The following is a 23,208-nucleotide window of genomic DNA, read 5'->3' as shown; positions in this document are numbered from 1 at the left end:
CGCTTCCCTCTGCGCAAGGCTGTTGATCGCATTGTTCTGCGCCCCGCAGGCGGCGCTGGCCGGCGCCGGCCAGGACAGCGGCGAAATCCTGTGGGACCGCTACGGCGTGCCGCATATCTATGCCAGGACCGAAGCCGGCACCTTCTACGGCTTCGGCTGGGCGCAGACCCACAGCCACGGCAATCTGTTGTTGCATCTCTATGGCGAAGCACGCGGCCGCGCCGCCGAATACTGGGGCGAGAAGTACGCCGAACAGGATCGCTGGCTGACCAGCAACGATGTCTACCCACGCGCGCAGCAGTGGTACCGACAACAGACCCCCCGCTTTCGGGCCGACCTGGACGCATTCGCGCAAGGCATCAACGACTACGCGGCCGCACACCCGCAGGCCCTGGACGCAGAGGTCAAGGTAGTACTGCCGATCACCGGCGTGGACGTGGTGGCGCATGCGCACCGGTTGATGAATTACGTCTACATCGCCTCGCCGGCCAAGGTGCTGGGCGAGCCACCCAAGGACGGTCAGGCCCGCGACGGCTCCAACGCCTGGGCGCTGATGCCGAGCAAGACCCGCGACGGCCACGCCATGCTGCTGGCCAACCCGCATCTGCCTTGGGGCAGCGGCTTTTTCACCTATTACGAAGCGCATCTCAACGGACCGGGCGTGGATCTGTATGGCGCCACCCAGGTGGGCCTGCCGATCCTGCGCTTCGGCTTCAACAAGCAACTGGGTTTCACCAATACGGTGAACACGCTGCTGGGCCAGACCACCTACAAACTCACGTTGTCGGGCGATGGCTATCTGCTGGACGGCAAAGTGCTGCCGTTCAAGCGGGAAACCAAAACGCTGAAGATCCGCCAGGCCGATGGCGCGCTGAAAGAACAGACCTTGCAGGTGCGGCAGTCGGTGCACGGCCCGGTGTTCGAACGTTACGACGGCAGCACCGTGGCATTGCGTGTGGCCGGCCTGGATCGGCCCGACATGCTCAAGCAGTACTGGGACATGGGCAAGGCGCAGGACTTTGCGCAGTTCCAGCGCGCGCTCAAGCAACTGCAGGTGCCGATGTTCAACATCGTCTATGCCGACAACGCCGGCAACGTACTGTTCCTGGACAACGGCATCCTGCCCAAACATGCGCAGGGCGATCTGAAGTACTGGAGCGGGCTGGTGCCGGGCGATACCGCGTCCACGCTATGGCGCGATGTGCACAGCTACGACGAGCTGCCCAAGGTGATCAATCCGGCCGGCGGTTTCGTGCAGAACACCAACGACCCGCCGTGGCTGGCGAGCTGGCCGCGGGTGCTGGACCCCAGCGCATTTCCGGCCTATGTCGCACCGACGGGGCCGATGTCGCTGCGCGCGCAGAACTCGGTGAAGATGCTGGCCGAGCACGACAGCATCGACTTCGACCAGCTGGTGGCGCTCAAGCGCACCGCGCAGGCGCTGGCGGCCGATCGCACGTTGCCGCAGCTGTACGCTGCCGCCGCAGACAGCACCGATCCGGACATTCTCGCTGCGGTCAAGGTGCTCAAGGCCTGGGACCGCCACTTCGAAGCCGACAGCCGCGGCGCGTTGCTGTTCGAGGAATGGGCGCGCTTGTTCACCGGCGATGCGCGCTATCTCTCGCAGGCCGGCTATGCCACGCCGTGGTCGCTGGACGCTCCGCTGACCACGCCCAGCGGCCTAAAGGACCCGGCGCTGGCGCTGCGTCAGCTCAAGCAGGCCGTTGCCAGCACCAGGCAGGCCTATGGCGCCATCGACCGCCCGTACGGCGAGGTGTCGCGCTTCCACCTGGGCGATGTCGATGTGCCCGGCCGCGGCGGTTTCGGCAATCTCGGCGCGTTCGACGTGATCACCTGGAACCCGCCCAATGCCGATGGCCAACGCCTGCCGCAGCATGGCGAAACCTGGGTCTCGCTGGTGGAGTTTTCCACGCCGATCAAGGCCAAGGGCCTGATGAGTTACGGCAATGCCAGCCAGCCTGGCTCGGCGCATATCAACGACCAGTTGCAACTGCTGTCCAAAGGCGAGTTCCGCACCTTGTGGACCACCCGCGAGCAGGTCGAACAGCACCTGGAATCGCGCACCGACTTCTGACGACTACTCCCGACGATCGCCCCAGCTTGAAGCAGCTACCCGACAGCACCGCCCGCCATCCCAGCATCCAAGGACACAGACCATGCGCACCTTTCCGACCGCCGCCTTGTTCGCCATCGTGGCGTTGACTGCCACGTTCACCGCGTCTGCGGCCGATCCGCACGACGGTGCCTGGACCCTGGTGGAATCCAAATCCAACTGGAGCGACGGCAAGTTCCCCAAGGGCATGCGGCTGACCATCAATGTGCAGTTCTCCGACAACCGCATCGAATACCACTCCATCAACACCACCCGCCCTGACACGCCGTACAAGGTCGATTACGTCACCACACTGGACGGCAAGCCCAGCCCGCTCAACGAGCAGGCGCGCTTCAACCAGATCGCGGTGAGCAAGACCGGCGCCGACACCTACCAGATCCTCAAGATGAAGGACGACGACGTGATCGTCGGCGAGTTCTGGACGTTTTCCGCAGACGGCAAGACGCTGATCCGCAATGGCGTGGGCAAGTCGCCGGAAGGCAAATCCAAGGCCTACCACGAGTTCTTCGAACGCAAGTGAGCACTGGCGCGTGGTCGCGGGCAGCAATGTCTGCGACCACGCGCCACGACAGCCAGTGATCGTGCAGCGGCTGAGGCAAGCGCAGCTATGATCGATGCACCCCCATCTTCTGCGAGCTGCCATGACCCTGCATCGCCTGTGCACCGCCATCCTGCTCAGTCTGGCCGTGGCTGCACCCGGCCACGCGCTGGAGTTTTCCAAGGCCGAACTGGCGCGCGCCACGGCGCTGCAACAGCGCCTGGTCACGCTGGATTCGCATCTGGACACGCCGGCCAATCTGGAGCGCCCCGACTTCGACGTGTTGCAGGCGCATGCCGGCAACCGGCTGTCGCAGGTGGATTACCCGCGCATGGTCGAAGGCGCGCTGGATGGCGGCTTCTGGGCGGTCTACACCGGGCAGGGCAATCGCAGTGCGGCCGCGCATCTGGACGATCGCGATGCCGGTCTGCAGCGGCTGTTGAAGATCCACACGCTGCTGGCCGCGCAACCGCAGCGCTTCGCCTTCGCCACCACGCCCGCCGATGCCGCGCGCATCAAGGCCGATCGCAAGCGCGTGGTGTACATCAGCATGGAAAACGCCAGCCCGCTGGTGGCCGACCCCACGCTGCTGCGCTTCTATTACGCGCAGGGCCTGCGCCTGATGAGCACCGTGCATTTTCTCAACAACGAGTTCGCCGACTCGGCCACCGACCCCAAGGGGCCGGAGTGGAAGGGCCTGAGCCCGGCCGGCAGGCACCTGGTGCAGCAGGCACAGGCGCTGGGCATCGTGATCGACCAATCGCATGCCTCCGATGCGGTGTTCGACCAGTTGATCGCACTGTCGCCGGTGCCGATCGTGCTCTCGCACAGCGGCGCACGTGCGGTGTTTAACCATCCGCGCAATATCGACGACGCGCGACTGAAGGTGCTGGCCGAGCACGGCGGGGTGATCCAGGTGAATTCCTACGGCGGCTATCTGGTCGACAGCGGCGCCAGCCCCGAGCGCAAGGCTGCCGAGAAGGCGCTGACCGAGCAATACGGCGGCTGGGAGCACATCAAGATCGCCGACGGCACGGCTTTGAGCGCCGCGCTCAAGGAGCTGGATGCGCGCTACCCGATCAAGCGCGCCACCGAGGAGGACTTCTTCGCCCATCTGGAGCATGTGCTCAAGGTGGTCGGGCCCGAGCACGTGGGCATCGGCATGGACTGGGACGGCGGCGGTGGCGTGGTCGGCCTGGAAGACGTCTCCGACCTGCCGCGCATCACCGCCTGGCTGCTGCGCAAGGGCTACACCGAGCAGCAGATCGCCGGCATCTGGGGCGGCAACCTGCTGCGGGTGATGGGGCAGGCGCAGGCGTATGCGGTGGGGAATGGGGAATCGGGAGTGGGGAATCGGTAGAGCGCGGGAGTTGGGATTGGGGATTCGGGATTCGCAAAGCCGAGGCGGTCTGTCGTGCGGGGCTGGGTGCTGTGTCGGGCTTGGTGGTGGCCGCCGGCTTGGTTGTGGGTGCAGGGCTGGGGTAAGGCAGCGTTGCTGCTGCGGGCTTCTTCGCCGGATGGGTTGATTGGGGCGCGCGCGGAGTGCGTCGGCGCTGGTTGTCAGCCAGGTGGTTGGGGGCGGGTCGCCGTCGCAGCATCGGGGTGGCCAGCTTTGCACCAACAGCATGGTTGCTGTCGCGTTCCGAGCCCGGCACACGCCGGGAGCGGTTGTGGCTGATTTGGGCATTTGCACAAAAACCGGCGTGTGCCTGCCGGCAGACAGGCAGCAGGCTGACGATGCTTCCGGGAAAAAGCTCCAACTAGAATGCGCCGACCCCCTGTGTGGTGCCGGTGCCAGCACTGCGCGCCGGTGGGCCCACCGACTGCTGGAGCGTGCGATGACCCAAGCCACCCGGCCACTGCCGCCCCCCGATGGCATGGCCCCGACCTACCGCAAGATCCTGTGGTGGCTGATCCCGTTCCTGTTCGTCTGCTACCTGTTCAACTACCTGGACCGGGTCAACGTGGGCTTCGCCAAGCTGCAGATGCTCGGCGATCTGGGCATGAGCGAGACCGTGTACGGGCTGGGTGCGGGCATCTTCTTCATCGGCTACCTGGCCTGCGGGGTGCCGAGCAATCTGATCCTGCAGCGCATCGGTGCGCGCCGCTGGGTGGCGATCATGATGGTCAGCTGGGGCCTGCTGTCGACCTGCCTGATGTTCGTGCGCACGCCGGCCGGCTTCTACACCCTGCGCCTGCTCACCGGCGCGGCCGAGGCCGGCTTCTTCCCCGGCATCGTGCTGTACCTGACGCGTTGGTTCCCGCGCGCCCAGCATGGCCGGGTCATGACCGTCTTCATGTCGGCCATCCCGATCTCCGGCGTGCTGGGCGGGCCGTTGTCGGGCTGGATCCTCGGCCATTTTTCGGCCGGGCAGGGTGGCCTGGCCGGCTGGCAATGGATGTTCCTGCTGCAGGGCCTGCCGACCGTGCTGTTGGGCATCGGGGTGTGGTTCCTGCTCAGCGATGGCGTGCAGCAGGCGACCTGGCTGGACCCGCAGGAGAAGCAGGCACTGACCCGCGCGCTGGCCGCCGACGAAGCCGGCAAGCCGGCCGGCGCCTCCAGCTCGCTGGGCGCGGTGCTGCGCAACCCGGCGGTATGGATGCTGGGCACGGTGTACTTCTGCATCCAGAGCGGGGTGTATGCGATCAACTTCTGGCTGCCCTCGATCATCCAGGGCAGCGGCGTCACCGACCCGACCCGGATCGGCCTGATGAGCGCCATTCCTTACCTGGCCGCGGCGGTGTTCATGCTGCTGATGGGGCACTCGGCCGACCGCCGCCGCGAGCGCCGCTGGCACCTGGTGATCCCGTTGCTGATGGGGGCGGCCGGGCTGTGCATCGCTGCCAGCGTCACCGACAACCTGGCTCTGGCCCTGTTCGGCATGACCCTGGCCACGATGGGCGCGGTCAGTGGCTTGCCGCTGTTCTGGCCGCTGACCAACGGCTTTCTCACCGCCGCCGCCGCGGCCGGCGGGCTGGCGCTGATCAACTCCACCGGCCAGGTCGCCGGCTTCGTCAGCCCGTACCTGGTGGGCTGGATCAAGGACGCCACCCATAGCACCGAGCTGGCGCTGTACGTGCTGGCCGGGGCCATGCTGCTGGGCGCCGCGCTGGTGCTGCGGGTGCCGGCACGCGCGGTGAACCAGTGATGCGTCCGTCCCAGCGAGTGTGCCCATGAAGATCGTCATCGCCCCCGATTCCTACAAGGAAAGCCTGTCCGCGCTGGAGGTGGCCACCCAGATCGAGGCCGGCTTCCGCGAGGTGTTCCCCGACTGGCAATACCGCAAGGTGCCGGTCGCCGATGGCGGCGAAGGCACCGTCGACGCCCTGGTGGCGGCCACCGGCGGACGGGTGATCGACTGCACGGTCAGCGGCCCGCTCGGCACCCCGGTGCAGGCGTTCTTCGGCCTGACCGGCGACGGCCGCACCGCGGTGATCGAAATGGCCGCCGCCAGCGGCCTGGCACTGGTGCCGCCGGCCGAGCGCGCGCCGCTGCGCACCAGCACCGCGGGCGTGGGCGAGTTGATCCTGGCCGCGCTGGATGCCGGCGCGCGGCGCTTCATCATCGGCATCGGCGGCAGCGCCACCAACGACGGCGGCGCTGGCCTGGCGCAGGCGCTGGGCGTACGGCTGCTGGATGCGCAGGGCGAGTCGATCGGCCCGGGCGGCGGTGCGCTGGCGACGCTGGCGCGGATCGACACCCAGGACCTGGACCTGCGGCTGCAGGACTGCCAGTTCGAAGTGGCCTGCGATGTGGACAACCCGCTGATCGGCCCGACCGGCGCCTCGGCGGTGTTCGGCCCGCAGAAGGGTGCCACCCCCAGCATGGTGCGCCAGCTCGACAGCAACCTGCAGCGCTACGCCGATGTGCTGCAACGCGACCTGGGCGTGCGCCTGCACGACCTGCCCGGCGGCGGTGCGGCAGGCGGCCTGGGCGCGGCGCTGGTGGCCTTCCTGGGCGCGCAGTTGCGGCCCGGCGTGGAGATCGTGGCGCAGGCGCTGGGGCTGGATGCACTGGTCGGCCAGGCCGATCTGGTCATCACCGGCGAAGGCCGCCTGGACAACCAGAGCCTGCACGGCAAGACCCCGGTGGGCGTGGCGCGGCTGGCGCAGCGCCACGGCAAGCCGGTGATCGCCATCGCCGGTTGCCTGGGCAATGGTGCTGCGCTGCTGCATGGGCACGGCATCGACGCGATGTTTGCGGTGGTGCATCGCGCCTGCACGGTGGAGCAGGCGCTGGCCGAAGCCGCCAGCAACGTGCGCATCGCCGCACGCAATGTGGCCGCCGCGCTGCAGCTGGGCCGGGCCTTGGCGCAGTTGCCTGCGAATGCAGCCACGCGCTGACGGCAGCGCGCGGGATGCCGTGCGCAGGCAACTGCCGCGCGGTCGCCACGTGATCCACGGGCGCTGCCTGCCTGATGCATGAGCGCATAGGACGGGGCGCCGCCATGCAGCACCGAACGTGCCACCGTGTCCTCCCGCGATCGCGCCAACAGACCCCACGCCCATGCTCACGCTCGACCGCACCCTGGCGCAGTCCATCGTCGACCGCGCGATGACCATCATCGACGGCAACGTCAATGTGATGGACCACACCGGCGTCATCATCGCCAGCGGCGAGCCGGCGCGCATCGGTCAGCTGCACGAGGGCGCGCTGCTGGTGCTGTCCAGGCAGGGCCGGGTGGAGATCGATGCAGCGCTGGCGCAGCAACTGGATGCGGTGCGCCCGGGCGTCAATCTGCCGCTGATCGCCGATGGCCGCATCGTCGGTTGCGTCGGGCTGACCGGCGACCCGCAGCGGATCGGGCAACAGGCCGAACTGGTGCGCATGGCCGCCGAAGCGATGCTGGAACAGGCCGGCCTGCTGCGCCTGCTGGCCCGCGATGCGCGCCTGCGCGAGGAAGTCACGCTCGGCCTGATCCGCGCCGACGGGCCGACCCCGGCACTGGCCGGCTGGGCCGAACGGCTCGGCATCGCGCTCGACCTGCCGCGCGTGGCGGCGGTGATCGAAGTGGAAAGCGACACCCTCGACCTGGACGCGATGCTGGTGGAACTGCAGCGCCTGCACACGCTGCTGTCCACGCCCGAACGCGGCAACCTGATCGCCGCCACCGCGCTCAACGAACTGGTGGTGCTCAAGCCCGCACTGGACCGCCGCGGCCACTGGGATGTGGACGAACAACGCCGTCGCGCCCACACCTTGCTCGAGCGCATGCGCGCCAGCAGCCCGCTGCGTATCCGCCTCGCGTTGGGGCAGTACTTCCCGCAGCCCGGCGGGCTGGCGCTGTCGCACCAGATCGCGCGCACCACCATGCGCATCGGCAAGGCGCGCGCGCCGCAGGCCGATGCCTTCTTTTACGACGACCATCGCCTGCCGGTGATGGTGGACGACCTGCGCCAGGCCTGGCAGGCCGAGGAACTGCGCAAGCCGCTGCAGGCGCTGCTGGCCCAGGACCGCCGCGGCGACCTGGTGCAGACGCTGTCGGTGTGGTTCGGCGCCGGCATGCGCATGGCGCCCACCGCCAAGGCACTGGCCATCCACCGCAATACGCTGGATTACCGCATGCAGCGCATCGCGGAACTCTGCGGCGTGGACCTGCGCAATACCGACGACTGCGTGCGCCTGTATCTGGCCTTGCAGATGCGCGACGACACTGCGGCAAGCGGGACCGAGCCCATCCAGTGACGGAGCGTGTGGGCTGCGCACAAGGCATCTTCTGTGCGATGGCGCACGCAACGCTGCGTTAGCAGGTATGTTCGGTCCGCTAGACTGAGCGGATTGCCCGGGGGACCAAGCGAGCATTTCATTGAGCCACTGCGACGCCGTCGTGTCATCCACCTCCCGCGAGGCCGAGCGGCTGTCGCGTCTGGCGCTGTTGCAGGTCGTCGATACCGATGCCGAGCCGTTCTTCGATGCGCTGGCCGCCGCCGCGCAGGCGATCGCCGGCACGCCGATCGCACTGGTGTCGCTGGTGGACGAACATCGCCAATGGTGGAAGGCCAATATCGGCCTGCCCGACGCCAGTGAAACCCCACGCGAACTCGCGTTCTGCGCCTACACCATCCAGGACGATGCGGTGATGGAAGTACGCGATGCGCCGGCCGATCCGCGCTTTCGCGACAATACGCTGGTCACCGATGCGCCGGGGATCCGTTACTACGCCGGTGCGCCGATCGTGTTGTCCGACGGCTTGCGCATGGGCACGGTGTGCGTGATCGACAAACGCCCGCGCGCGCTGGAACCGGCGCAACTGGCCGCCTTGCAGCAACTGGCCCGGGTTGCCGCCGAAGGCCTGGAGCAGCGCCGGCTGATGCTGGAACGCCAGGCCGCCAACGAACAGCTGCAGCAACGCCTGCGCGAGAGCGAGGCGTTCCTGGAACGCACCGGCCGGGTCGCCGGCGTCGGCGGCTGGGAAGTGGACGTGGCCAGCGGCACCCTGACCTGGTCGGACCAGACCTGCCGCCTGCACGATCTGCCGGCGGGCTACCGGCCGACCCTGGCCGAGGGGATCGGCTTCTACCCGCTCGATGCGCGCGCGGTGATCACCGAGGCGGTCGAGGCCTGCGTGCGCGATGGCACGCCCTGGGATCTGGAACTGCCGCTGGTCAGCGCCACCGGCCGGCAGCTGTGGGTGCACAGCACCGGCTCGATGGAGCATGTGGACGGACGCACCCGCCTGATCGGCGCGATCCAGGACGTCACCGACCGCCATCGCGCGGTGGATGCGCTGGCCGCCAGCGAGCGCAAGTTCCGCAACATGTTCCAGTACAGCCTGGGCCTGATCTGCACCCACGACATGGATGGCCGCCTGATCAGCGTCAATCCGGCCGCCGCGCGCTCGCTGGGCCGCAGCGTGGATGGCATGGAAGGCCGCTCGTTGCTGGAATTCGTCCGCCCCGAGCTGCATGCCGCCCTGCACGGCTATCTGTCGCGGATGGTGCTCGACGGCCAGGACGCCGGCGTGATCGAGCTGGTCGCCAGCGATGGCAGCCTGCGCCACTGGCAGTACCGCAACGTGCTGGACGTTGAGGCCGACGCCACCATCGTGCTGGCGCACGCCCAGGACATCACCAACCAGTACCAGCAGGAGAAGCAACTGCTGGAATGGTCGTTCACCGACCCGCTCACCAACTGCTACAACCGCCGCTTCCTGGACGAGCTCGACAAGCGCGACCCCAGCGTGCGCTGGGGCTGCATCGTGGTGGATCTGGACAAGTTCAAGCTGGTCAACGACACCCATGGCCACCAGCGCGGCGATGAGGTGCTGGTGCAGATGGCCTGGTTCCTCAACCAGCCGCTGCGCACCCAGGACCGTCTGGTCCGCCTGGGCGGCGACGAATTCCTGGTGCTGCTGCATCAACCCACCCAGCCGCAGCTGGCGGCCCTGGTGCGCGACTACATGGCCGCCATCGACGAGGCGCCAATCCGGTTCACCCTGGGCACCGCCCTGCGCAACGACGGCGAAGCACTGGCGGCGGTGGTCGACCGCGCCGACCACTCGCTGTATGCGCTGCGCCGGGCGCGCCGCGGCACCGGCCTCAGCGACCAGCGCGAATAACGCGCGCTGCACGGCTGCAAGCGGCCACTGCCGAAGCTGATCGGCGGCTGACCCCGTCTTCCGTCCGGCGCCCGCAGACGTGTCCGGTGAATACGCGATCGCCTATCATGTAACCGTTTTCAACTACATGGTTTGGAATGGACACCTTCGATCGCACCCAGCTCAGTCCCAAGTGGCAGTTCCGTTTCGACTTCTTCGACCGGCACGGTGGCCCCAAGGACCCCAGTTACAAGAACGCACTGAAGACCTTGAGCTTTGGTGAGAAGGTCAAGGTCGGCATGAACTTCTATGCCTTCTTCTTCGGCGTCATCTACTTCTTCATCATCGGCCTGTGGCGCAAGGCGTTGAGCCTGATCGGCATCAGCGTCGTGGTGAGCATCGTGGCTTCATTCCTGCCGGCCGCGTTTCAGAATGTGCTGTGGCTGCCGCTGTCGTTGTTGACCGGCATGATCGCCAACTACGCCTATTACCTGGACAAGGTGAAGGGCAGCACCAGCTGGAACCCGTTCGAAGGCATGCGCTGGATCTGAGCAACTGCGTCACCGGCGCGTCGGCCCCTCCCGCCGCCACGCCAGCGTCGCCAAGCCCGGTCACTGACCGGGCTTTTTTATGGGCCAACCACACCCCAGGAACCAAGCCCCTCTCCCCCAGGGGCGATAAGGCACAGCTTGCGCGCCACTGGCGCGCGTGCCTGGGAGCGGAGCGGGGGTTGGGGTGAGGGTCTGGCACCCCGATACGCGAAACGCCCAGGCGCACGCCTCTCAACCAACCGCACGCAACGCAGCCAAATCATCCCAAGCCAGCTCATCTGTCAGCGCAGCTGACACGCTTCAAAACTGCAGCACCCGCCACGTGCAACAGCCTGATTCAAAAAGCCTAAAACGCCGAAAAACTGCCAGACCCCGCACACTTTGCTGCGACGCGGTGTGCAGCCGCGGATCGGGAATGCTTAATCTTTACCAACCGATGACATAAGCTGTACCAAATTTAGATCGATCCAAGTACGCCATTCCCCTGCAAGTGTTTGAAAAGACGATGTCTTTCCGTCGTACCACCGCCCTCGACGAGACGCTTGAATGACCGATTACGCCGTTGTCGCCCGCAGCTGCTGTCCCGTCCCGTGCTGCTCGCATTGCTGTCGCCCCTGTCCGCCCTGGCCCAGCAGGCCGGCGCCCCGCAACAACTCGATGCCGTCACCGTGACCGGTTCGCGCATCAAGCGCGTCCAGGCCGAAGGGCCGGCGCCGGTGCAGATCATCGGCGACGAGGAGATCCGCAGCCGCCTGTTCAGCCCGGTCGGGCGCGAGATCGCGGCAGAATACGTGTTCGATTTCTGAGCCGCTGCCCACCTGTCGCAAGCCGCCGCCAGGCGGGTATCGGCCGATCGCCGCGTCTGGGCCGTCGGCAAGCGTCATCCACCTGCGGCCTCGCCCGCTCTCTCCCCCGAGGTGTCCTGCATGCCCTTCGCCGTTGCATCCGATCGCTCTTCGTCGCATCTCCCATCAATGCCGCGGTGGCGCCGCGCCGCCGCCGGCCTGTGCCTGCTCGGCATGGCGGTGTGCGCGCCGCTGGCCGCGCAGGACCCGGCGCAGGTCAACACCTTCATCGGCAGCAAGGACGACGGCAACACCTTCCCCGGTGCCTCGGCGCCGTTCGGCCTGGTCCAGGTCAGCCCGATCGGCGCGCACTACGCCGGCTGGCGCTACGACGACCCCAGCATCCGCGGCTTCGGCCATTCGTTCCTGTCCGGGGCCGGCTGCTGGGAGCAGGGCGGGCAGGTCTCGGTGCTGCCGGTCACCGGCCGCATCGGCCCGGGCGGCGACTTCGACACCGGCGACGCCAAGGCCTTCGACCAGAAGCGCTACGCCGCCCGCTACACCCATGACGGCGAAGTCGGCCAGGCCGGCTACTACAAGGTGCGGCTGACCGACTACGGCGGCATCGACGCCGAAGCCACTGCGCTCACCCGCGCCGCCGCCGAGCGCTACAGCTTCGCCCCCGGCGCCGACACCGGGCATGTGCTGGTCAACCTGGGCCAGGCCAACGACCGCCACGTGGTGATCGGCAGCCAGCTGCAGGTGGTCGGCGACCGCGTGGTCGAAGGCAAACTGACCACGCAAAGTTTCTGCGGCGGCCACGAATACACCACCTGGTTCCGGCTGGAATTCGACCGCCCGTTCACCGCACACGGCGTCTGGGGCGAAGACGGCGGCGTGCCCGACGCGCGCCACGGCATGGGCGGCGAACTCAAGCCCAACGGCGCCTGGCTCAGTTTCCCGCTGGGCAACAACAAGAACGCGCGCGCAGTGACCGTGGTCAGCGCCATCTCGCACGTGGATGCCGAAGGTGCACGCAACAACCTGCGCGCCGACGGCATGCTCGGCGGCAAGCTGCTGGGCCTGGAGCAGATGCGCCAGCGCGCGCAACAGGCCTGGTGCAAGCAGCTGGCCAGCCTGCAGCTGGATGGCGCCAGCAACGACGATCGCAGCGTGGCCTACACCGCGCTGTATCACGCCCTGCTGCAGCCGCTGACCGGCAGCGATGCCGATGGCCGCTATCGCGGCTTCGACGATGCGATCCATCGCGCCGATGGCTGGACCTACTACGAGTATTTCTCGCTATGGGACACCTATCGCTCGCAGAACCAGCTGCTCGCCTTGCTGCAGCCGGCGCGCGCGCGCGACATCGGCCGCTCGCTGCTGGCGATCCATCAGCAAGGCGGCTGGCTGCCGCGCTGGGGCTATGCCAACTTCGATACCAACATCATGACCGGCGACCCGGTGACCCCGTTCCTGGTCGACCTGTGGCGCTTCGGCGCGCTGCAGGACAACCAGGCGCAGGCGTACGCAGCGCTGCGCCAGAACGCCTTCGAACAACCGCCAATCAACTCGCGCCACGCCGGCCGCTCCGGCAACGCCAGCTACCTGGCCAACGGCTTCGTGCAGTACGACCGCGCGTTTCCGTCCAAGGGCATGGACGTGGACCCGCACCACGGCGGTTCGGCCACGCTGGAATACGCGCTCGCCGACTGCGCGCTGGCACAGATGGCACAAGCACTCGGCCACCCCGACGACAGCGCGCTGCTGCGCAAACGCGGCGGCAACTGGCACAACGTCTGGGACGCCGGCGTGCCCGATGCCGACACCGGCTTCAGCGGCTTTCCACGGCCGCGGCTGGAAGACGGCAGCTGGTACGCACCTTCGGACGATCGCTACAGCCCGCGCTCGCAGCATGGCTTCCACGAAGGCACCGCCTGGCAATACCAGTGGCTGGTGCAGCAGGACATCCCCGGCATGCTGCAGGCCATGCACGGCAGCGAGCAGGCCGGCCAACGCCTGGATGCCTTCTTCGCCTACGACGACCTGCTGAAGGACCCGCTCAACGCCGCGCGCACGCACTGGGTGGTCGGCCCGTACAGCTACTACAACCAGTACCGCTACAACCCCAACAACGAACCGGACCTGCACGCCCCGTGGATGTACACGTTGATCGGCCAGCCGTGGAAGACCGCCACCGTGGTGCGCGCCGCCCAGCAGCTGTTCACCAATGCGCCCAACGGCGTCACCGGCAACGACGACCTCGGCACGATGTCGGCCTGGTACCTGTTCAGTGCCCTGGGCCTGTATCCGGCGGTGCCGGGCAGCGGGCAGTTCCTGCTGCATGCCCCACGCTTCAAGCGGGCCACGCTGGACCTGGGCAACGGCAAGCGCCTGCGCATCGACGCCCCCGGCGCCGACGGCCGCGCGCTGCAATACGTGGACAGCGTGCGTTTCAACGGCGCACCGCAGCGGCAGGTGTTCCTGGACTGGGCCCAGCTGCAGCAGGGCGGCACGCTGTCGTTCGCGCTGACCAAGCAGCCCCCGACCCAGGGCTGGGGCACGCAGGCAGATGCACTCCCAACCTCGTTCTGCGCCACGCCTGCAACCGCGCCTTGAGCCAACGCTCCTCCCCGGGTTGCGGGGAGTGCGAGGGAAAGCCCTGACGTTGCCGGAGCATGTGCTAAGCCCCTCTCCTGCGGGGCGATAAGGCACAGCTTGGGCGCCTCTGGCGCGCGTGCCTGGGAGCGCCCGCGCTGCTAGCGCGGGCCGGGGTGAGGGTAGGGAGCGGAGCACCTGACCAAGTTGGATAACACCAGGCGTCGCCCGTCCCCTCATCCAGCCTTTCGGGCCACCTTCTCCCGATGGGAGAAGGGAGTGGTCAGCGTGCATCCGCAAGCAGTCGTGCAGCACGGGACTGCTACCGCCAAGACTTTCCCATCGACGATTCAACCTTGAAGGCGCGTGGCGACGCGTTCGTCATCGCTGGCTATTGGTGGATATCCGGGGTGCCCCTCATCCGGCCCTTCGGGCCACCTTCTCCCGATGGGAGAGGGAACTACGCGACCTTCGCCAAGCGGCTATTCCGCCGTCCATAGGCCACATACACCACCACGCCCAGCACGTTCCAGACCAGGAACCAGCCCTGTGTGGTGCTCGGCAGGCTCCAGAACAGGTACAGGCAGCCCAGGATCGCCACCGGTCCCACCACCCACGCCAGCGGCGTGCGGAAGGAGCGCGCACGCGTCGGCTCGCGCACGCGCAGCACCAGCAGGCACGCCGCCACTGCAGTGAACGCGGCCAGGGTCCCGGCATTGGCCAATGCGGCGATTTCATCCAGGCGTGCCACACCGGCCAACGCGGCCACCAGCACCGCCGTGAACAGGGTGATCGCCACCGGCGTGCCGGTGCGCGCGTTGACCTTGGACAGGCCGCGCGGCAACAGGCCATCGCGCGACATCACGAAGAAGATGCGGCTCTGCCCGTACAGAAACGCCAGCAGCACCGTCGGCAGCGCGATGATCGCCACCGCACCGATCACCAACGCCGCCTTGCCGTGGCCGAGCTCGCGCATGATCAGCGCTAGCGGCTCCGGACTCTTGCCGAACACGGTGAAGCTCATCGCGCCCACCGCCGACAACGCCACCAGCACATAGATCAGCGTGCAGCCGATCATCGAACCGACGATGCCGATCGACAGATCGCGGCCCGGGTTCTTGGTTTCCTCGGCCGCGGTGGAGATCGCATCGAAGCCATAGAACGCGAAGAAGATGATCGCCGCCGCCGCCATCACCCCGCGCTCCACGCCATCCGGGCCTGCGGTCTTGGGAAAGCCATACGGCATGAACGGCTGCAGGTTGGCACTGTCGAAGGCCGGCAACGCGATCGCCACGAACACGCCCAGCGCCACGATCTTCAGCACCACCAGCACCGCATTGAGCGTGGCGCTTTCCTTGGTGCCGGCCATCAGCATGCCGGCCACCAGGAAGGTGATCACCACCGCCGGCAGATTGACGATGCCGCCGGCGTGCGGCCCGGCCACCAGGGCATGCGGCAGGTTGACCCCCAACCACTGCAGGAAGCCGACGAAATAGCCCGACCAGCCCACCGCCACCGTACTCACCACCAGCGAGTACTCCAGCACCAGGCTCCAGCCCACCACCCAGGCGATGCTCTCGCCGAGCGCGGTGTAGCTGTAGGTGTAGGCGCTGCCGGCGGCCGGCATCATCGTGGCCATCTCCGCATACGCCAGCGCCGCGCAGGCGCACACGATGCCGGCGGCCACAAACGACAGCAGCACCGCCGGGCCGGCCTTGTCCGCGCCCACCCCGATCAACGTATAGATGCCGGTGCCAACGATCGCGCCGATACCCAGCGCGATCAGATGCGGCCAACTCAGGCTGCGGACCAGTTGCCGACCGGCCTCGTGCACGGTGACCTGATCGATGGATTTGCGCCTGAGCCAAGACGACATGCGGACCTCGCGGGAATCAAAGAATTCCCGAGTGTCGCCCAACGCGCCGCAGCAAAGCTATCGGTCCAAGGTCATGCGTCGGCGCAAGCATGGCAGCGCAGACACGCCCACCGCCTTCTGTGAGCGCGCGGCGCACCTCGCCGTTCCCTGGCCAAACGCGACCGCCCCGCACAATCCCCGCTCACTCAACCGACGGGCGATGCGGTGGACGCACATTGCGATACACCAACTGCACCGCCCACGCGCCCACCAGGCCCACCGCACCGGCGGCAAAGTGGGTCCAGTCGAGCAGGCGTGGCGCCGCCCCGTTGGCATCATGTCCCCAGAAGTTGAACCACAGCAGCACCAGTGCGGTGACCCCGATCCCGATCCAGAACCACAGCCGCGTGCCGCCGATCGCATAGAACCCGAACGGCAAGGCCGCGCCGATCAAAAAGTGCACCGGGAAGAAATACGCCGTGCCGTACGGCCGCATCAGGTACCACACGATTGCCGCAAAGCTGCCGAGAAACGCGAACAGGCCCAGCGCGAACAGACGGGTTTGGTTGGTGGCAGTGGTCATCAGCTGGCCTGGCAGGAACGAAGCCCCACCCTAGCCATGCGCAGGTCACGTTGAGGTCAATGCGCTGCAATCTGCCTGCAACTCCATCACCGCGGCGCTGTCCTGGCCCGCTTCGCGCAGCGGCTGCAGCATCTGCGCGGAGTGGCCGCGACGTGCTGCGTTGGCGCAGTGCGCGCGCCACCCAACTGCGCCCTGCAGCCGCGCCGACACCGCCGGCCGGCAAGCCACTGACGCAGCCCCTGCGACCGGCCCGGCTACACTGCGCACATGTCATCCGAATCCCTGATCCTTCTCGGACTGCTCGTCGCAGTCCTGGTGTTGCAGCTGATCGCGCTGCTGCGACGTCCTTCCACCAGCGGCCTGGAGCTGGCGCTGCGCGCCGAGCAACGCGACGGCCGCGGCGAATTGCGCGAGCAACTCGAAGGCCTGGCGCGGCAGCAGGACGGCCGCCTGGAAACCTTCGCGCGCAATCTCACCGAACTGTCCACGCGCACCGACCAGCGCCTGGACCTGTTGCGCGATGCGCTCGGCGAAGATGCCCGCAAGGCCCGCGAAGAAAGTGCCCTGGCGCAACAACGCACCGGCGAACTGCTGACGCTGCGGCTGACCGAATTGCGCACCCAGCTCGACGGTTTCGGCCAGCAACAGGAAACCCGCATCCAGGTGTTCGGCCAGCAACTGACCGAGCTGATCGCACGCACCGATACCCACATGGCCGCCCTGCGCGATGCGCTGGCCGAAGATTCCCGTAAGGGCCGGCAAGAAGCCGGCGAGTCGCAGCAGCGCTTCACCGAGGCCTTGGGCCAACGTCTGACCGAACTCACCCAGCGCAACGAACTGCGCATCGGCGAAATGCGCGCCACGCTGGAACAACAGCTGGCCAACCTGCAGAACGACAACGCCAGCAAGCTCGAACTGATGCGCGCCACCGTCGACGAAAAACTGCAGACCACGCTCAATACGCGCCTGGATGCCTCCTTCAAGCTCGTTTCCGAACGCCTGGAGCAGGTGCAGCGCGGTCTGGGCGAAATGCAGCAGCTGGCCACCGGCGTGGGCGATCTCAAGCGCGTGCTGACCAACGTCAAGGACCGCGGCGGCTGGGGCGAGGTGCAGCTGGAGAACATCCTCGAGCAGACGCTGACGATGGAGCAGTACGCGCGTAGCGTGCGGGTCAGGCCCGACAGCGCCGAAGCGGTGGATTTTGCGATCCGCCTGCCGGGGCGTGGCGACGACACCGTGGTGTGGCTGCCGGTCGATGCCAAGTTCCCGCGCGAGGACTACGAGCGCCTGATCGATGCGCAGGAAAAGGGCGACCTGGATGCGATCAAGAATTCGACCGCCCAGCTGGAGCGCGCCATCCGCATCCAGGCCAAGTCGATCAGCGACAAGTACGTCTGCCCGCCGCAGACCACCGACTTCGCAGTGATGTTCCTGCCGACCGAAGGCCTGTACGCCGAAGTGATCCGTCGCGCCGGCCTGGTCGACCTGCTGCAGCGCGAACATCGCGTGGTGCTGGCCGGCCCGACCACGTTCACCGCCCTGCTCAACAGCCTGCAGATGGGCTTCCGCACGCTGGCGATCGAGAAGCGTTCCAGCGAGGTCTGGCAGGTGCTGGGCGCGGTGAAGAGCGAGTTCGGCAAATTCGCCGGCATTCTCGAAAAGGCCGAGCGGCAGATCAGTACGGTCGGCAAGAGCCTGGGCGAAGCCAGCCGCAAGACCCGCACCATCGAACGCCGCCTGCGCGGTGTGGAAACCCTGGCCAGCGAACAGTCCCAGGCGCTGCTGGATGATGCCGGCAGCGACGACACCGGAAGCAGCAGCGAAGACGACGGCAACGACGAGCAGGAGTGATCCGTTGCGTGAGGCGATGCCACAAGTCATGACGTAGGAGCGCACCCGGGCGCGACCAGGCATTACCGATAACGCCTCATCGCGCCAGGGTGCGCTCCTACCAACGCAGGCCTCCGGCGTGTCCTCCTGCGCCGATAGCGAGCACGCCGCGCAGACATCGCCACCGCGATGCTGGTACCCACCTGGTTCAAGACGAGAGTTTCAACATGGCAACCCGATGGATTCACGCAGTGCTCTGCGCGCTGCTGTTGACCGCATGCAGCAATACCCCGGCGGCCAGGTCGGACGCTGCGGCGGACGCCCCGCAGGCTCCGCGCGCCGTTTCCGCCGACGCTGCCGAATGCACGGCAAAGGGCGGGCAGCTGCGTCCGGTCGGCCGCATGCAGACGGTGCGTTGCGTGGTGCCGTACGCCGATGCCGGCAAGACCTGCAGTGACAACTCCGACTGCAGCGGCGATTGCCTGGCCACCAGCATCGTGCCGACCGGCACCGCGACCTCAGGCACCTGTCAGCGCGACAGCGACCGCTTCGGTTGCCGCCAGGAAGTGGTTGGCGGCATGGGCCAGGCCGCGTTGTGCATCGATTGATGGCTGCGAACAGGGCCAAGCGTTTGCACAGGCCGATCAGCCGATCGACCTGTGCGCGTCGCTGCAGATAACTGCAAGCGTCATGAGCCAGCGGCATCGCTCGCTCCACCCTGGCGGTTTATGCTCTCGGCTCCACCTGTCCAGGACGCACCGATGAGCCAGACGCTGTACGACATCCCCGTGGCCCGCATCGACGGTGAGCCCGCCACGCTGGCCGACTATCGCGGCAAGGTGTTGCTGGTGGTCAACGTCGCCTCCAAGTGCGGGCTGACCCCGCAGTATGAAGGCCTGCAGGCGCTGTATCGCGACAAGCAGGCACAGGGGCTGGAAGTGCTGGGCTTTCCGGCCAACGACTTCAAGGGCCAGGAGCCCGGCAGCGAGGCGGAGATTGCGCAGTTCTGCCAGCTCACCTACGACGTGAGCTTTCCGATGTTTTCCAAGATCGCCGTCACCGGCGCCGAAACCCATCCGCTGTATCAGGCATTGACCAACGCCCGCCCGCAAGCCACCGGCGATGGCCCGATGCGCGAGAAGCTGGCCGGCTACGGCATCGCACCCAACCCGGCACCGGGCGTGTTGTGGAACTTCGAGAAATTCCTGATCGGCCGCGACGGCCAGGTCATCGACCGCTTCGCCCCCGACGTGCCGGTAGACGATGCGCGCCTACGTGCAGCGGTGGATGCGGCGCTGGCATCGGCTGCCTGAAGTCCCCCTCTACCAAGGCCAGACACCACGCGTGCGCAGCAGTGGCACGCGTGGCTTGAAGCGCACACCGCGGAGCAGGGCTTGCGGTAGGGATACGCTTAAAGACGGCTGCACCATCTACATTTGACGCTGAAACAGATAGATGTCTGGAGTGATCTGCACAAGTGCAGGAACACGCTGCGTTTGCTGGCATGGCCAAAACATCATGGCGGTTGCGGATGGACCGGGCTCCGCCAGGCAGCGTGCGATTGCACTGCTCGATTTTCAGTCACCGGCCGCCCGAGCTGCGAGCAAGCTGCATCCAATATGTCAGTTCAATCACCGCGAAGACGACACAACAAGGAGCCTGTCGATGCGTCTTATCTTTGTCGCCTTGATGCAGCTTGGCAGTTCGTCGCTGCACGCTGCGGAACCTTGCCGCGATCTGCAGACAACCTCGGAAAGTAATGCCTGCTGGAACCAGCAAGTCGGCATATCGCAGGAACGTCTGGACGATTATCTGGCTACCGCGCGCGACACGGCCATTTCCACGTTGGGTGTTCCCGCCGACGCGTTCGACAACGCACAGACGGCGTGGACAACTTACCGGGATCTTCAATGCGGCAATGTGCGAACGCGTTGGCGCGATGCGACAGTCCGGCCGGCAAAGGTGGCGAGCTGCATCGTCGACCTCAACGATCAGCGGGCGCACGACCTGTGGAAACACTATCTCACCTATGTCGACCGCACGCCGTCGCTCAGGCCCGAACCCGCGTTGCGCTCCGGCAAGTGATACCGCAAGTGCAATCCGATTCTTTGGTTCGGATTGCCCGAAGTAATCATCCGCAGATGCAACCAGGCCTTCGGTGACCACCTCGCATGATGTTGCGGAAAACAAAAAGCCCGGGATCGCTCCCGGGCTTTTCGTATTACTGCAAACAGCAAGCTCAACCGATCAACGGATCCACTGCGGGATCGGCATCGCATCCACCGGCACGGTGCTGTCCTTGTCCTCGCGCAGGTAGTCGGGCAACTCGTTGTCCTTCTCGCGATGGCTGCGCAGATCGCGCACGATCTGGTAGTTGCGGCGCTGCATCCACGCATCGCGGGTCAGCGCGTACTCGTCCGGTGCCTGGTCGCGCAGCGAATCCAGCGACATCAGTTGCGAGCGCGTATCCACCAGCTGCAGACCCTGCAAGGCGAAGCGCGCACCGCTGTCGTCGACCTGGCGCAACGGCGACAGCGGAATGTCGCCGCCCAGGCCGAAGGTATCGCGCACGGTGCGCGGGCCGAACAGCGGCAACTCGAAGTAGCGCGAATTGCGCCAGCCCCATACACCCAGGGTCTGACCGAAGTCCTCGCTGCGGCGCGGGATGCCCGCCGCGGAGGCCGGGTCGAACAGGCCAGCCACGCCCAGCGTGGAATTCATCACGAAGCGGCCCAGCGACTGCACCGCATACACCGGGTGACCCTGCAGCAGCTGATTGACCATGGTCAGCGGCGTGCCGAGATTGTCGAAGAAGTTGGTCACGCCCAGGCGGGCCGGACGCGGCACCACCTTGGTGTAGCCGGTGGCCAAGGGACGCGCCACGCCGCGGTCCACCGCCAGGTTGAAGCGGTGCATGCCGCGGTTGTAGCGCTCCCACGGATCGTAGGACGGCGCGTCACCGGGTTGTGCCGGTGCACCGTTGGCGCCGGCCTGCGGAGTGGTGGGGCCGTAGAGCGCAGCGAAGTCGTCCTCGGCCGAGGTGGGGGCACCGGCCGTGCCGGCATCGGCGCTGGTTTGCTCGGCAGGCGCCGCCGCGGTGGCTGGTAGGGCGTCGGGTGCGGCAAAGCCGGCTGCGGCCGGCTGCGCGGTCACGCCGGCATCGTCGCGTGCCGGCGCGGGCGTCGCATCCGAGGCGGACGCGGCCGCAGGCGGTGCGGGCTTCGGAGCATGGCTGGCACAGGCGCCAAGCAGCAGGCAGGCCAACAGGGAAAGGGGGCGAAGCTGGGTCATGGGGTGGCGCTCAGGCCTGGAAATCGAAAGTAGGGGACAAACGGTAGGCGGCACGCAATTCGTCCAGACCGGACGCTTCACCCACCACCGTGACAGGACCGGCACCGCTGCTGCGCACACGCGCAGCCAGTTCGGCCAGCATCGCCACGCCGGCACTGTCCAGGCGTTGTACACCCGACAGGTCCAGCGTGCGAATGCCGTCCAGCTGCGCGATCGCTTGCGGCCAGGCCGCAGTGACCGCATCGCGGTCGAGCACGCCGGTGAGTACCAGCGTGTCGCCATTGCGTTGCACGGAGCTGTTACTTGCCATTGGCCGGTGCCGGACCGACCTGCAGATTGCCGCTACGCAGCTCTGCGGCGACCTTGGCAATACCCTTTTCGCGCAGCGGGCCGTCGAACTGGGTCTTGAAGGTCTGCACGTAGGAGATGCCTTCGATCATCACATCGAAGATCTTCCACTGGCCACCGACGTTACGCATCATGTAATCGACCGGGGTCGGGTCGTTACCGGCGCGCATCAGGTCGGTGGAGACCTTGACGCCGCGGTTGCCCGGCAGCGCGCTTTCGGACTTGGCACGGAAGGTCGGCTTGCCTTCGAAGTTCAGCAACGCGGTGCCGTAACGCTGCATCAGGTTGTCGGCCAGCGCATCGGCGAACAGCTTGACGTCCGCATCGGAGGCGCCACGGCCGTTGACGCCCAGCACCAGGCGAGCCGAGTAGTCGCGGTCGAAGGCCTTGTTCAATTCGCCATTGATGTACTGGCGCAGGGCGGCCGGGTTGCTGCGGAACTCGGCGCGGCGCTGATCCAGCGTGCTCAGGATGCGGGTGCTGCTGTCGATGACGGTCTTGGTCGCCGCGCCCTGCGCAGGCGCGCTGGCGGCAGCCGGCTGCGCCAGCACGGTGGCCGGTGCGCACACCAGCAGGGTCGAGGCCAGGATGGCGGAAAGCAGGGTGGTCTTCATTGATGTGGTTCCGTAGAGGGAGAAGCGGTCTGGGCAGGCGCCGGGGCCTGGCCATCGGTGGCGGCCGGGGCATTGCTGCCACCACCGCCACCACTGAACATGTACTTGCCGACCAGCTGCAGCAGATCCACCGCCGGCTGGGTGAAGCCGATTTCTTCGCCCGGCTTGAGCGTCTCCGGGTCGCCGCCCGGCTGCAGCCCGATATAGCTCTCGCCCAGCAAACCGCTGGTGAAGATGCCGGCCGAGGTGTCGGCGGGCAGATCTTTGTATTTGTTGTCCAGCGACAGGGTGACCACCGAGTCAAACTTGGTCGGGTCCAGGCTGATGTCGGACACCTTGCCGATGGTCACGCCGCCGATCTTCACCGGCGCCTGCGCGCGCAGCTGGCCGATCTGGCTGAAGCGCGCGGTCAGCGTGTACTGGCTGGAGCCGAAGCCCCAGCGCTGGTTGGTCGAGGCCACCGCCAGCACCAGCAGCGAGGCCAGGGTCAGCAGCAGAAAGGCGCCGACGGCGAATTCGAGTCGTGGTCCACGCATGGCCATA

General features: G+C 67.0%; 20 protein-coding genes. 14 read left to right on the top strand and 6 right to left on the bottom strand.

All coding sequences use genetic code 11. The annotated features are described in order from the left end of the window. The first annotated feature begins 22 nt into the window (after positions 1–22). The 10 genes from XARJCFBP2528_RS05885 (at position 23) to XARJCFBP2528_RS05840 (ending at position 14,165) form a co-directional block, all read left to right on the top strand. Positions 23–2,095, top strand: a complete 2,073-nt coding sequence (locus XARJCFBP2528_RS05885) for an acylase (RefSeq protein WP_230673963.1) — start codon at positions 23–25, stop codon at positions 2,093–2,095. 82 nt (positions 2,096–2,177) lie between these two features. Continuing rightward, positions 2,178–2,654, top strand: coding sequence for a hypothetical protein (locus XARJCFBP2528_RS05880; protein ID WP_016904927.1), 477 nt, complete (start codon positions 2,178–2,180; stop codon positions 2,652–2,654). A gap of 121 nt (positions 2,655–2,775) precedes the next feature. Further along, on the top strand, positions 2,776–4,032 hold the full coding sequence (locus XARJCFBP2528_RS05875) for a dipeptidase (protein WP_016904926.1): 1,257 nt from the start codon (positions 2,776–2,778) through the stop codon (positions 4,030–4,032). Positions 4,033–4,510: 478 nt separating this feature from the next. Next, positions 4,511–5,821 (top strand): MFS transporter, encoded by a 1,311-nt coding sequence (locus XARJCFBP2528_RS05870; RefSeq protein WP_047124500.1) that lies wholly within the window; start codon positions 4,511–4,513, stop codon positions 5,819–5,821. 25 nt (positions 5,822–5,846) lie between these two features. Then, on the top strand, positions 5,847–7,016 hold the full coding sequence (locus XARJCFBP2528_RS05865) for a glycerate kinase (RefSeq protein ID WP_016902098.1): 1,170 nt from the start codon (positions 5,847–5,849) through the stop codon (positions 7,014–7,016). A 163-nt stretch (positions 7,017–7,179) separates the two neighbouring features. Beyond that, positions 7,180–8,358, top strand: a complete 1,179-nt coding sequence (locus XARJCFBP2528_RS05860; protein WP_016902099.1) for a sugar diacid recognition domain-containing protein — start codon at positions 7,180–7,182, stop codon at positions 8,356–8,358. 142 nt (positions 8,359–8,500) lie between these two features. Continuing rightward, positions 8,501–10,231 (top strand): sensor domain-containing diguanylate cyclase, encoded by a 1,731-nt coding sequence (locus XARJCFBP2528_RS05855; protein WP_374057756.1) that lies wholly within the window; start codon positions 8,501–8,503, stop codon positions 10,229–10,231. A 137-nt stretch (positions 10,232–10,368) separates the two neighbouring features. Then, positions 10,369–10,761 carry a DUF2628 domain-containing protein gene (locus XARJCFBP2528_RS05850; RefSeq protein WP_016902101.1) on the top strand — a complete coding sequence of 131 codons (393 nt, stop codon included), beginning with the start codon at positions 10,369–10,371 and terminating at the stop codon, positions 10,759–10,761. A gap of 590 nt (positions 10,762–11,351) precedes the next feature. Further along, the gene (locus XARJCFBP2528_RS05845) at positions 11,352–11,567 is read left to right on the top strand and encodes a hypothetical protein (RefSeq protein ID WP_016902102.1); all 216 of its coding nucleotides are present in this window, start codon (positions 11,352–11,354) and stop codon (positions 11,565–11,567) included. 120 nt (positions 11,568–11,687) lie between these two features. Then, positions 11,688–14,165, top strand: a complete 2,478-nt coding sequence (locus tag XARJCFBP2528_RS05840; protein WP_026064226.1) for a GH92 family glycosyl hydrolase — start codon at positions 11,688–11,690, stop codon at positions 14,163–14,165. Between the two features lie 439 nt (positions 14,166–14,604). On the opposite strand, the gene XARJCFBP2528_RS05835 is transcribed toward XARJCFBP2528_RS05840, so the two are convergent. Together XARJCFBP2528_RS05835 and XARJCFBP2528_RS05830 are read right to left on the bottom strand one after the other, a co-directional pair. Then, entirely contained in the window at positions 14,605–16,020 is a 1,416-nt protein-coding gene (locus XARJCFBP2528_RS05835; RefSeq protein ID WP_016902104.1) for an amino acid permease, read from the bottom strand. A 181-nt stretch (positions 16,021–16,201) separates the two neighbouring features. Continuing rightward, on the bottom strand, positions 16,202–16,582 hold the full coding sequence (locus XARJCFBP2528_RS05830; RefSeq protein ID WP_016902107.1) for a hypothetical protein: 381 nt from the start codon (positions 16,580–16,582) through the stop codon (positions 16,202–16,204). Positions 16,583–16,849: 267 nt separating this feature from the next. Between XARJCFBP2528_RS05830 and XARJCFBP2528_RS05825 the strand changes: the two genes are divergently transcribed. The 4 genes from XARJCFBP2528_RS05825 (at position 16,850) to XARJCFBP2528_RS05810 (ending at position 20,497) form a co-directional block, all read left to right on the top strand. Then, complete coding sequence (locus tag XARJCFBP2528_RS05825) at positions 16,850–18,433, top strand: DNA recombination protein RmuC (protein WP_016902111.1); 1,584 nt, start codon at positions 16,850–16,852, stop codon at positions 18,431–18,433. Positions 18,434–18,615: 182 nt separating this feature from the next. Next, entirely contained in the window at positions 18,616–19,020 is a 405-nt protein-coding gene (locus XARJCFBP2528_RS05820; RefSeq protein ID WP_026064228.1) for a hypothetical protein, read from the top strand. Positions 19,021–19,173: 153 nt separating this feature from the next. Further along, positions 19,174–19,725, top strand: coding sequence for a glutathione peroxidase (locus XARJCFBP2528_RS05815; protein WP_016902115.1), 552 nt, complete (start codon positions 19,174–19,176; stop codon positions 19,723–19,725). A gap of 352 nt (positions 19,726–20,077) precedes the next feature. After that, entirely contained in the window at positions 20,078–20,497 is a 420-nt protein-coding gene (locus tag XARJCFBP2528_RS05810; RefSeq protein WP_157789060.1) for a lysozyme inhibitor LprI family protein, read from the top strand. A gap of 162 nt (positions 20,498–20,659) precedes the next feature. Here the strand turns inward: XARJCFBP2528_RS05810 and XARJCFBP2528_RS05805 are convergent, their stop codons facing one another. From XARJCFBP2528_RS05805 to mlaD, 4 genes are read right to left on the bottom strand one after another with little or no spacing between them, the layout of a single operon-like run. Then, positions 20,660–21,703 (bottom strand): MlaA family lipoprotein, encoded by a 1,044-nt coding sequence (locus tag XARJCFBP2528_RS05805; protein ID WP_026064229.1) that lies wholly within the window; start codon positions 21,701–21,703, stop codon positions 20,660–20,662. A 10-nt stretch (positions 21,704–21,713) separates the two neighbouring features. Further along, positions 21,714–22,013: an STAS domain-containing protein gene (locus tag XARJCFBP2528_RS05800; RefSeq protein ID WP_016902122.1), complete on the bottom strand. Its 300-nt coding sequence runs from the start codon at positions 22,011–22,013 to the stop codon at positions 21,714–21,716. Then, positions 22,003–22,665: an MlaC/ttg2D family ABC transporter substrate-binding protein gene (locus tag XARJCFBP2528_RS05795; RefSeq protein WP_016902124.1), complete on the bottom strand. Its 663-nt coding sequence runs from the start codon at positions 22,663–22,665 to the stop codon at positions 22,003–22,005. Before XARJCFBP2528_RS05795 ends, XARJCFBP2528_RS05800 begins: the two co-directional genes overlap by 11 nt. Continuing rightward, positions 22,662–23,207 carry an outer membrane lipid asymmetry maintenance protein MlaD gene (mlaD, locus tag XARJCFBP2528_RS05790; protein WP_016902127.1) on the bottom strand — a complete coding sequence of 182 codons (546 nt, stop codon included), beginning with the start codon at positions 23,205–23,207 and terminating at the stop codon, positions 22,662–22,664. Before mlaD ends, XARJCFBP2528_RS05795 begins: the two co-directional genes overlap by 4 nt. Position 23,208: the final 1 nt, after the last annotated feature.

Source organism: Xanthomonas arboricola pv. juglandis (assembly GCF_001013475.1).
Lineage (GTDB): Bacteria > Pseudomonadota > Gammaproteobacteria > Xanthomonadales > Xanthomonadaceae > Xanthomonas > Xanthomonas arboricola.
The sequence above is the reverse complement of the archived record's forward strand: the minus strand, read 5'-3'. Positions and strand labels throughout refer to the sequence as shown.